Here is a 10,734-nt window from a genome sequence, read left to right as displayed (position 1 = left end):
GGGCTGAAATATCCAGCCCCGCCGGCGTTTGAGGCGCGGGGTACGGGGCGGAGCCCCGGGTATTTGAGCCCCGCCGGCGATTGCGGCGCCCGGCTACGGCGTGACCGCGTAGGCCTCCGCCGACCAGAGGCTGCAGCCGAAACGCGTCGCGCGGCGTTCGCACGTCACGCGGACGAAGCGCGCCTCCGGGGCGTCCAGACGGACCGTCTCGCGGCCGCCGGCGGAGGAGGCGACGGTCGCCGCCCGGTGCCAGGTGGTGCCGTCCGAGGAGGTCTCCACCCGGTACGCCGACGGGTGCGCCTCCTGCCAGTGGAGCTCCAGGCGGCCGATCCGGGCCGGGGACGGCAGTTGCGCCTGCCACCACGCGCCGTCCACCGCCGGTGAGGACCACCGGGTGTTCGGGTAGCCGTCCACCGCCGCCGACGCCGGGAAGTCCGCGGTCTCGTTCGCCGAGGAAGCGGCCCGCGCCGTGCGCAGCAGGTCCGGGCCGCCCGTACGGGGCACCGCACGCACCGTCAGGGTGCGGGTCTCCCCGCCGAAGGTGACCGGGACCGCGTAGGTGCCCGGTGCCGTCGTCGGGGCGACGCTGACCTCCAGCGGGATCGACACGTGCCCGCCCCGCGGGGCCACCACGGTCCCCGGCAGCCGGATCGAGACGCCCGCCGGCGGCTTCGCGGACAGAGTTCCGCGGACCTCGCCGGCGCCCAGGGCGGTCAGTTTCGCCGAGACCCGCCGCGCCGCGCCGCCGACCTCCGCGTCGGCCGCCGCGCCGTCCAGCAGTTCGAAGCCGGCCTGCGGGCCGTCCCCGAGCCAGGGCACCACCCGGTGCACCGCCGGCGCGGCCCCCGCCCAGGACAGCCGTACCGCGTCCGCGCGCAGTCCGCCCGTGTCCACCTGGGTCCAGCCCGAGGCGGCGGCCTCGGCCACCTTGCGCCAGCCCTCGCCGGGCACGTGGACCTCCACCGCCGCGCCCCGCGCGCCCGTCGGGAACGGGTCCGTCATCACCGTCACCGCCGACACCGGGCGTTCCGCGTCGAGCCGTACCGTCCAGCTGTTCGCGTCCCGCGTCACCGTGCCCGCCTTGCGGGCGGCTCCCGTCCACGCGTCCGCCTCCGCGGCGGCCTGCGTCAGGAAGGGGTCCAGTACGGCCTTGTCCACCCGCGCGGTGCTCGGCTCCGCCAGCACCTCCCGGGCTCGCGTCAGGGCCTGGGAGGCCTTCCAGGCGGCCGTACCGTCATTGCGGGCCTGGGCCTGAAGCACGTCCAGGGCCAGCTCTCCCGCCGTCCCGTAGCGCGCGAGCCGCTCCAGCCAGGGTCCCGCCTCGCCCGACAGGGCCGGGAGCCGGGCGGGCGCCTCGCGCAGGACCGTGAACGCCTTGCGCAGTTCGGCCCCGGCCGCCGGGTCGCCCGCCGCGCGGGCCTGCCAGAACCGCTCGACCAGCGGCTTCAGGTACGCCGACTCCTCCAGCTTCAAACCCGACGACGCGGTGTTCCCGGCCAGCGCCGCCACCGCCTCCCGCGCCCGTGCGTCCGGGCCCGCCAACTCGCGCACCGCCGCCGCCCAGGACTCCCCGGCCCGGTAACCGCGCGGGTTCCAGGCGAAGTCGGCCGCCGTGAAGAGCGGGATCCGCGACAGGGTGCCCTGCGGCATCGCGTTGGCCAGCAGCGCCGCCGAGCCGCCCGCCACCGCGGGCTCGCGGCCCGCGTACGGGCCGAGGAAGATGCGGCCCGGGTCCCAGTCGTTCACCGGGTAGTTGTCCATGGTGACCAGCGGGTGGCCCAGCACGGAGCGGGCGCCGGTCAGTTCCTTGCCGGTGATGGTGCGCGGCACCACGCCCACGCCCGTCCAGGCCACCTGCACCCGCGCGTCCAACGCGGCCGCCAGGGCCTTGCGGTAGGTGGTGGCACCCTGCTGGTGGTACTCCGTCGGCAGCAGCGACAGCGCGACCGCCCCCTGGTCCTTGCGCGCCAGGTGCGCCGCCAGGCCGCCCGCGACCTCCGCGTGCGCCTTCGCAGCCGCCGCCGGTCCCTTCCCGTACCGCTCGCGGTCCTCCCGGCAGCCCCATTCGGAGTAGCTGACGTCTTGGAACTGCACCTGGAAGGCGCGGAAGCCCAGCTCCCACATCGCGTCCAGCTTGCGCACGAGCGCCGCCCGGTCGGCCGCCGAGGACAGACACATCGACTGGCCGGGGGCCACCGCCCAACCCAGTACGACCCGGTTGACGCGGGCCCGTTCGGCCAGCGCGCGGAACTCCGCCTGCCGCTCTGCCGGGTACTCCTGGCGCCAGGCCGTCGTCCGGTACGGGTCGTCGCCGGGCGCGATCAGCAGCCGGTTCTGCTTGGTGCGGCCCATGAACTCCACTTGCGCGAGACGCTGTTCCCCGCTCCACGGCTCTCCGTAGAAGCCCTCGGTGATCCCGCGCACGGCCGCCGCCGGCCAGTCCCGCACCAGCACGCCCGGCGCCTTCCCGCCGCCCGCCGCGAGCAGCTGACGCAGCGTCTGCGCCGCGTGGAACAGCCCGTCTTCCCCCACCCCGGCCAGCGCGATCGTGTCCCGGCCGGCGGGCCGCCCCACCGCCAGCCGGTAGCCGCCGTCCGGCAGGTCACCGGCCTCGGCCGCGCCCACCGCCCGCAGCGCCTCCTGGGCGTCCGGGCCCTGGAGGCGTACGACGGTGCCGCGCGTCGGCAGCGGGGCCCCGGGGGCCGTCTCGTGCACGGTGCGCACACCGGCCGCGCGCAGGGCCTCCCGCACCACCTGGACCGCGTACGGATCCACGTCGCCCGGCGCCACCAGTACGGCCTCCGCGCCCAGGGGCAGCTCGCGCGCCGGATCGGCCGTCATCGACTGCGGCCGGGGCCATACGGCGGGCCCCTCGGTGGCCCCGCGCGCGGGGTTGGCGGCGGGGTCGAGGACCAGCTCGGCGGAGGCGCCCGCGCCCGCGACGGCGTTCGGCTCGCGGTCCGGTCCGGTCGGACCGGACGCGATCGCGAAGGTGCCGGCCGGAGATGAGGACACGGCGCCGCCCAGCAGTGACCCGATCACCGCCACGGCGGCGGCCGTCGTCCGCTTCCTGCCCCTGAGCTGCACAGAGCCTCCTCGTCCCGAGACGTCCCCCGCTCGTACGAATGAGCCCGAGCCCACCACCCGTGCGGCCGGAGTGTCAATGTGGATGGGCGATCTGACCGGTATACGCCAGGAATGCGATGCCTCGGACTGGGTAGGGCTGCGGTGTTCCCCGGCCGTGTCCCAGGGTGCCGCCCCGGTGTTGACCGGGCGCCGACCCACCCTCAGCACAAAGGAGTGCGCCCATGGACGACCTGGCCCGGCTCGCGGCCCTGCACGGTGTGGCCACGACCTACCAGCCCGCCGCGGACGTCACCGTCCAGGTCCCGCAGGCCACGGTCGCCGCCGTGCTCGGGATGCTCGGCGTGGTCACCGACACCCCCGAGGACGTCCGGGGGAGCCTGGAGAGCGCCGAACGCGAGCTGCGGGAGCGGTTGTTGCCGCCCACGCTGGTGTGGTGGGAGGGCGAGCCGCAGCCGGCCGGGCTGGCCGCCTTGCCGCGAAGCACGCGGATCCGGGTGGAGTTGGAGCGCGAGGAGGGGGCGCGGGGTGCCGCGGGCGATCCCGCGGGGCCCGTTCCGGTGGGGCCGGGCGCGCGCCGGGGCGTCTCCTCGGGCGCCGAACGTGACGAGGGGTCGGAGGGCCGAGGCCGGCCCGGTTCGGCGCCCTGCGGGGACGCCCCGGCGCACGCCCGGCCCCGGGAGCGGTCGGCGGCCGCCGTCGAGTGGTGCATCGGGCCCGACGGATCGCTGCCCGGCGGGCTGCCCCTGGGGGTTCACCGGATCGCCGTGACCCTGCCCGACGGCCGTGGCGCCGCGGCCACCCTGATCGTGGCTCCGGAGCGGGCTCCCGCCGCGCCCGAGCGGGCCCACGGGCTGCTCGTCCAGCTGTATTCGCTGCTCTCCGAACGTTCCTGGGGCATGGGCGACCTCGGCGACCTCGCGGAGCTCGCCCGCTGGGCCGGCCGCACCCACGGCGCCGGCTTCATCCAGGTCAACCCGCTGCACGCGGCCGTGCCCGGCACCCCGACCGACCCGTCGCCGTACCGCCCCTCCTCGCGCCACTTCCCGGACCCGGTGCACCTCCGCGTCGAGGACGTCCCGGAATACGCCGACTGCTCCGACCGCGAGGCCCTCGCCGAACTCGCCGCCCGGGGTGGGGAGCTGCGCCGGCAGGTGCTGGAGAAGGGCGCGCTGATCGACCGGGACGCCGTCTGGGGACTCAAGCGCGCCGCTCTGGAGCTGCTGTACGCCGTGCCGCGCACACCCGAGCGTGAGGCCGAATACGTGGCGTTCTGCGAGCGGCAGGGGTCGCCGTTGGATCTGCACGCCTCCTGGTGTGCGGGTCAGGAACCGAACGGGCGGGCCGACTTCCACCGCTGGCTCGTCTGGCTGACCGACGCTCAGCTCGCCGCCGCCCAGCGGGTGGCGCGGGAGGCCGGCATGGATGTCGGCATCGTGCACGATCTGGCCGTCGGGGTGCACCCCGACGGCTCGGACGCGCGTACGGGCTCCTTCCACGCCCGGGGCGCCTCCGTCGGCGCCCCGCCGGACGCCTTCAACGCGCGCGGTCAGGACTGGGGGCTTCCGCCGTGGCGCCCGGACCGGCTGGCCGCCACCGGCTACGCCCCCTTCCGGTCCCTGCTGCGCTCGGTGTTCCGCTACGCCGGGGCTTTGAGGATCGACCACGTGATGGGCTTGTTCCGGCTCTGGTGGATCCCCGAGGGGACCCCGCCCGCCGAGGGCGCGTACGTCTCGTACGACGGCGAGGCCATGCTGGCGATCCTGGTCCTGGAGGCCCATCGCGCCGGGGCCCTGGTCATCGGCGAGGACCTCGGGACGGTGGAGCCGCGGGTCCGCCGTGCGCTGGCGCGGCGCGGGGTGCTCGGCACCTCGGTGCTCTGGTTCGAGCGGGACTGGGACGGCGGTGGCAAGCCGCTCGCGCCGCAGGACTGGCGGGCCGACTGCCTGGCCACCGTCACCACGCACGACCTGCCGCCCACGGCCGCCAAGCTCGCCGGGACCCACGTGGACCTGCGCGACCGGCTCGGCCTGTTGACCGGCCCGGCCGAGCGGGAGCGGGCCGAGGACGCCGCCGACACCGCCGAGTGGCTCGAACTGCTCGCCGGGCTGGGCCTGGACACCGAGGGAGAGGAGGCCGCCGTGCGGGCCCTGTACGCCTTCCTGCTGCGCACCCCCGCCCGGCTGGTCGGCGTATGGCTGCCGGACGCGGTGGGGGACCGGCGGCCGCAGAACCTGCCGGGGACCTGGGACCAGTACCCCAATTGGCGGCTGCCCGTCGCGGACGCCGCCGGATACCCGCTGACCTTGGCGGAACTGGCCGCCTCGCCCCGGGCGAACGCCCTGCTGAGGGCCCTTCGCAAGGGGGCGTGACCCCGTACGGCACCCCCGGGCGCGCGGGCTGTTCGGGCGTTCGCTAGCTTTGCACCGTGGACAAGAAGAACGCTCTGCGCGCCGGCGCCGTCACGGCCGGAACTGCGCTGATGATGCTGCTGATGACGTCACCCGCCCTCGCGCTCACCCGCGACGACGGCGACGACCCGGGCAAGGGCATCAGCATTGGTGAGACGCTCGGCCTGTACGTGGCCGCGCCGATCGTGCTGTTCCTGGTCATCGCCGGCCTGGTGATGGTCGGCGACAAGTCGCGCAAGCAGCAGTAGGGCTTTTCGCGCACAAACTTCCGGGGCGCCGGGGGTCCGCACACCGTTTGTTTCGGTCGTGTGGCGACCTCCGGCGCCTCGTTGTGTTCTCAGATCCCGGCCAGTAGCTTGCGGAGCAGGCCGGTGAGCACCTCGATCTCCTCCTCGCTCAGCCCGGTGAGCGCGGCGCGCTGCACCTCCAGGCCGGCGGTGACGGCTTCGTCGATGAGTGCGAGTCCGCGGTCCGTGATCGTCACTTGCAGTCCGCGCCGGTCGTGCGGATCGGGCTTGCGGCAGAGCAGTCCGGCCTTCTCCAGCTTGTCCAGACGCCCCGTCATGCCGCCGGTGGTGAGCATCAGCGTGGCCGACAGCTGCCGGGGCGAGAGGGTGTACGGCTCGCCGGAGCGGCGCAGCGTGGCGACCACGTCGAACTCCCCGCGGGAGATTCCGAACCGGGCGTAGGCCCGTTCCATCTCGTCCCCCATGGCCCGGGCGATCCGGTAGATGCGTCCGAAGACGGCCATGGGGTCGGTGTTCAGGTCCGGGCGCACCACGTGCCACTGGGCGGCGATGGCGTCGACGGCGTCCTTGTTGGCCTCGGTCATGGGCGCAGTATCCAGCCTTCCTGAAGTCGATCGCAAGAAAGTTGCTTGACGGAAAGTAGCTTAGGAGTAAGCTACTTTCCATCGACCTACTTTGGGGGAAGCAATGGACACGAGAGTGGCGGGAGAGCGGGCCCTGCTCGCCGGTGTGGGGATCAGCGCGGTCGGCATCGGCATGTACGTTCCGTTCTCGCTCGTCTTCTTCCACCACGTCACCGGCCTCTCCTTCACCCTCGTCGGCCTGGTCATGACCATCACCGGCGTCGCCGGTCTGGTCTTCATGCCGCTGGCCGGCTCGGCCGTCGACCGGTTCGGCGCCAAGAAGGTCAACCTGGTGCTCTACGGGATGCGGGCGGCCGGCTTCGCCCTCTATCCCTTCGCGAGCTCGCTGCCCGCCTTCGCCGCCGTCACCCTCGTCACCGCCCTCGCCGACCGCTCCTTCTCGGTCGTCCAGCAGTCGCTGATCGGGGAGGTGGCGCGCGGCTCCGCCCGCGACCGGCTCCAGGCCTCCATCCGGGCCCTGCAGAACGCCGGGATGGGCGCGGGCGCCCTGCTCGTCTCCGCGGTGCTCGGCCTGTGGGGGACCGGCGGATTCACCTACACCGCCTGGGGCAACGCGCTGGCCTTCGCCCTCGCCGGACTGCTCGTCGCCCGGGTCCGCCCGGTCCGCGACGCCGAGACCGACTCCGCCAAGCGCCCGCCCGCCGGCTATCGGATGGTCCTGCGCGACCGGCCGTTCCTCGGACTGACCGCCGCCAACTTCCTGACCGCGCTCGGCTACTCCGCCCTCTCCGTCCTCTTCCCGCTCTACCTCTCCACCTGGCTGATGGCGCCCGACTCCCTCACCGGAGCCGCCTTCACCGTCAACACCGTCCTGTGCGCCGGGATCGGCGTCCTGATCGCCGGCCGGGTCCGCCGCTCCGGCGCCCGCCGCACCCGCTCGGCCGCCCTCGGCGCCGTGCTCTTCGCCGCCGCCTTCGTCGGCCAGATCGTGCTCGGCACCCTGCGCCCCGGGCAGACCGCCACGCTCGTCGCCCTGCTGGCCATCGTGGTCGTCTACACCATCGGCGAGCTGGTGCACAGCCCCTCCGGCGGCGCCCTGTCGGTCTCCGCCGCCCCCGAAGCCGTCCGCGGCCGCTACCTCGCCACCTACCAGCTGTCGCACTCGCTGGCCAGTGCGCTCGCCCCCTCCCTGTTCACCGCGCTGCTCGCCGTCGACGGCCGGCTGCCCTGGGCCGTCCTCGCGGTCACCGCGCTCGGCGCCGCCCTGGCGCTGGTCCGGCTGGAGCGGCACCTGCCCGTCGAGGCCGTGTACGCCGAACCGCCGGCCCCCGCCGCCCCGCGCACCGCGGTGCCGGCCGCCGCCTGAGTCCTCCCGCACCTCCCCCACGGTCCCGCGTTCCTCACCTGCCGAGGTCACACCATGAAGCGCATCGCCACCGTCGCCCTGACCGCCCTCGCCCCCATCTCCTGGGGCTCCACCTACTTCGTCGCCAGCGAACTGCTGCCGCCCGACCGGCCGCTGTTCACCGGGGTCATGCGGGCCCTGCCCGCCGGACTGCTGCTGACCGCGCTGGCCCGGACCCTGCCCAAGGGCGAGTGGTGGTGGAAGTCCGCCGTCCTCGGCACCCTCAACATCGGCGCCTTCTTCCCGCTGCTCTTCCTCTCCGCCTACCGGCTGCCCGGCGGGGTCGCGGCCGTGCTCGGCGCCGCCGGACCGCTGTTCGTCGTGGGGCTCGCCGCGCTGCTCCTGGGGGAGCGCGCGCGTGCTCGTACGGTCCTCGCGGCCGTCGTCGCCGCGTTCGGCGTGAGCATGGTCGTCCTCACCGCCGAGGCGAAGCTGGACCTCATCGGGATCATCGCGGGCGTGGTCTCCTCCGTTTCCATGGGCGCGGGCACCGTCATGACCAAGCGCTGGGGGCGGCCCGACGGGGTCGGCCCGCTCGCCATGACCGGCTGGCAGCTCACCGCGGGCGGGCTGGTCATCATCCCGGTCGCCCTCCTCGTCGAGGGAGCCCCGCCCGCGCTCGACGGCAACGCCCTGCTCGGCTACGGCTACATGATGCTGATCAACACCGGAATCGCGTACTGGCTCTGGTTCCGCGGCATCGGGCAGCTCAGCGCCACCTCGGTCACCCTGCTCGGCCCGCTCTCCCCGCTCACCGCCGCCGTCATCGGCTGGGCCGCACTCGGGCAGGCGCTGACGCCCGTACAGCTCGCCGGCATGGCGATCGCCTTCGGGGCCACGGTCGCCGGACAGCTCTCGGCCGCCAAGACGGCCCACGCCGCCGAGGAATCGTTCAGTTCTGCTGAACAGATCCATCGAAACATTTCGATGGACCTGACCGATGGGCAGGTGCGACGGTAGGCCCACGAACCACACAGACCAACCCCGAGGGGGAGACACACAGTGGCCGTCATGGACCGCGTCCGTACCGTTTCGCAAGCACAGCCCATCGCCATGGGTACGGGGAAGAAGGGAGCCGCCGGGCTCGGCGTGCTCCTCGCCCTCCTCGCGACGGTCGTCTGGTCCGGCAGCTTCGTCGCCACCCGGGGAATGGCCGGCACCGTCCCGCCCGTGCAGGCCGTCTTCTGGCGCTGGGTCATCGCCCTCGTCGCCGTCGCCCCCTTCGCCGCCCGCCAGGTCTGGCAGCAGCGGGCCCTGATCCGGCGGCACTTCGGCTTCATCGCCGTGGCCTCGCTGTTCGGCGTCGCCCTCTACAACACCCTCGTGCACCAGGCCGGACTGACCACCTCCGCCTCCAACATGGGCATGATCATGGCCGCCTCGCCGGTCATCATGGCCCTGTACGCCCGCCTCGGCGGCGAACGGCTCGGCGCCCGGCGCACCATCGGGATGCTCGTCGCGGCCCTCGGCGTGCTGCTCCTCGTCGGGGACGGCTCGATCGGCTTCGACTTCGGCGCCGGCGACCTGTGGATGTTCGCCGCCGCCCTCTCCTTCGCCACGTACAGCGCCCTGCTCAAGCGCAAGCCCGCCGAACTGGGCGGACTGGCCTTCCTGATGACCACCTTCGCGCTCGGCGCGCTGATGCTGGCCCCCGCCTACGCAGTCTCCGTCTCCGTGCAGGGCGCCTTCGAGGTCACCACCGGGTCGGTCGGATCGCTGCTGTACGTCGGCGTGTTCTCCTCGGCCGTCGCCTTCTTCGCCTGGAACAAGGCCATCTCGATCATCGGGGCGGCCCGCGCCGGAGTCGTCTACTACCTCCAGCCGGTCTGCGTCGCCGGCCTCGGCTTCCTCCTGCTCGGCGAGCAGACCGGCCCCGCGCAGCTGCTGTGCATGGCGCTGATCCTCGGCGGAGTCATGCTCGGGAGCGTCCGCCGGTAGGTTCGCGGCATGACCGAGTGGGACATCAAGAAGCTGCGGATCCTGCGGACCCTCGCCGAACAGGGGACCGTGACCAAGACGGCCGAGGCGCTGCACATGACGCCCTCGGCCGTTTCGCAGCAGCTGACGAACCTCGCCCGGCAGCTGGGGGTGGTGCTGCTGGAGGCCCAGGGCCGGCGGGTCCGCCTCACGGACGCGGCGCACCTCGTACTGCGGCACGCGGAGGCGGTGTTCGCACAGCTGGAACGAGCCGACGCCGAACTCGCCGGTTACCTCGCCGGAGACGCGGGCGAGGTTCGGGTCGGCGCCTTCTCCACCGCCGTGCCGGCGCTCGTCGTACCGGCGGTGGCGGCGCTGCGGGTCAGCCACCCGGGGGTGGAGGTTCGCGTCCGGGAGACGGAGGCCGCCGAGTCGTACGAGCTCCTGGCCGGCGGGGGCGTGGACCTGGCGCTGTCCCTGGCCGCCCACGCGCCGACCGCGCGCGATCCCCGGTTCACCCGGGTGACGCTGATGGAAGACCCGCTGGACGTGGCGCTCCCGCCGGGGCACCCGCTGGCCGCGACGGCGGACCTGCGGCTGGCCGACCTGTCCGGCGACCCGTGGATCTACGGGGGCAGCGGCCCCTGGTCGGAGATCGCGGTCGGCGCGTGCGAGGCGGCGGGGTTCGTACCCGAGCAGGCGCACTCCGCCTCCGGCTGGACGGCCATCCTGGCCATGGTCCAGGCGGGGATGGGTGTGGCGCTGGTCCCGCGCATGGTGTCGAGCCGGGCCTCGGGTGTGGCGGTGCGGGTGCTGTCCCGGGACCGGCCGACCCGACACGTGATCGCGGCCGTCCGCCGAGGCGGCGAGTCCGCGCCCGCCGTGGCCCACGTCCTGGAGGCCTTGCGCGAGGTGGCCGCCGCCCGGGAGTAGCCGTAGCCGGAGCCCGGGCGCTGCCCGGACCCGCGCCTCAAACGCCGGCGGGGCTGAGAGAGCCGGGCTCTGCCCGGACCCGGTCCTCAAGCGCCGGACGGGCTGAAAACCCGCCCGGCGGGGCTGGAATGCCCGGAGGGCAAATCCAGCCC

At 74.3% G+C, this 10,734-nt stretch carries 8 protein-coding genes; 6 read left to right on the top strand and 2 right to left on the bottom strand.

Annotated features, from left to right (window positions below):
* Positions 1–93 precede the first annotated feature (93 nt).
* Positions 94–3,087: a beta-N-acetylglucosaminidase domain-containing protein gene (locus ACFV9H_RS40330; protein ID WP_385408789.1), complete on the bottom strand. Its 2,994-nt coding sequence runs from the start codon at positions 3,085–3,087 to the stop codon at positions 94–96.
* Positions 3,088–3,308: 221 nt separating this feature from the next.
* Between ACFV9H_RS40330 and ACFV9H_RS40325 the strand changes: the two genes are divergently transcribed.
* A complete protein-coding gene (locus ACFV9H_RS40325; protein WP_385408787.1) occupies positions 3,309–5,456 on the top strand; it encodes a 4-alpha-glucanotransferase in 2,148 nt (715 codons plus the stop codon).
* Positions 5,457–5,512: 56 nt separating this feature from the next.
* Positions 5,513–5,743 carry a hypothetical protein gene (locus ACFV9H_RS40320; protein WP_385408785.1) on the top strand — a complete coding sequence of 77 codons (231 nt, stop codon included), beginning with the start codon at positions 5,513–5,515 and terminating at the stop codon, positions 5,741–5,743.
* An 89-nt stretch (positions 5,744–5,832) separates the two neighbouring features.
* On the opposite strand, the gene ACFV9H_RS40315 is transcribed toward ACFV9H_RS40320, so the two are convergent.
* Positions 5,833–6,327, bottom strand: coding sequence for a MarR family winged helix-turn-helix transcriptional regulator (locus ACFV9H_RS40315; RefSeq protein ID WP_385408783.1), 495 nt, complete (start codon positions 6,325–6,327; stop codon positions 5,833–5,835).
* Between the two features lie 103 nt (positions 6,328–6,430).
* On the opposite strand from ACFV9H_RS40315, the gene ACFV9H_RS40310 reads away from it, so the two are divergent.
* Genes ACFV9H_RS40310 through ACFV9H_RS40295 form a run of 4 tightly spaced genes read left to right on the top strand, consistent with a single transcriptional unit; the run spans position 6,431 to position 10,582 of the window.
* A complete protein-coding gene (locus ACFV9H_RS40310) occupies positions 6,431–7,693 on the top strand; it encodes an MFS transporter (RefSeq protein WP_385408781.1) in 1,263 nt (420 codons plus the stop codon).
* A gap of 54 nt (positions 7,694–7,747) precedes the next feature.
* Positions 7,748–8,692 carry an EamA family transporter gene (locus tag ACFV9H_RS40305; RefSeq protein WP_385408779.1) on the top strand — a complete coding sequence of 315 codons (945 nt, stop codon included), beginning with the start codon at positions 7,748–7,750 and terminating at the stop codon, positions 8,690–8,692.
* Between the two features lie 51 nt (positions 8,693–8,743).
* A complete protein-coding gene (locus tag ACFV9H_RS40300; RefSeq protein ID WP_385408777.1) occupies positions 8,744–9,670 on the top strand; it encodes a DMT family transporter in 927 nt (308 codons plus the stop codon).
* Between the two features lie 9 nt (positions 9,671–9,679).
* Positions 9,680–10,582, top strand: a complete 903-nt coding sequence (locus tag ACFV9H_RS40295; protein ID WP_385408775.1) for a LysR family transcriptional regulator — start codon at positions 9,680–9,682, stop codon at positions 10,580–10,582.
* Positions 10,583–10,734: the final 152 nt, after the last annotated feature.

It is taken from the genome of Streptomyces sp. NPDC059874 (genome assembly GCF_042731135.1).
Classification (GTDB): Bacteria; Actinomycetota; Actinomycetes; order Streptomycetales; family Streptomycetaceae; genus Streptomyces.
Note: the sequence above shows the minus strand (reverse complement) of the source record. Positions and strands in the feature narration are given on the sequence as shown.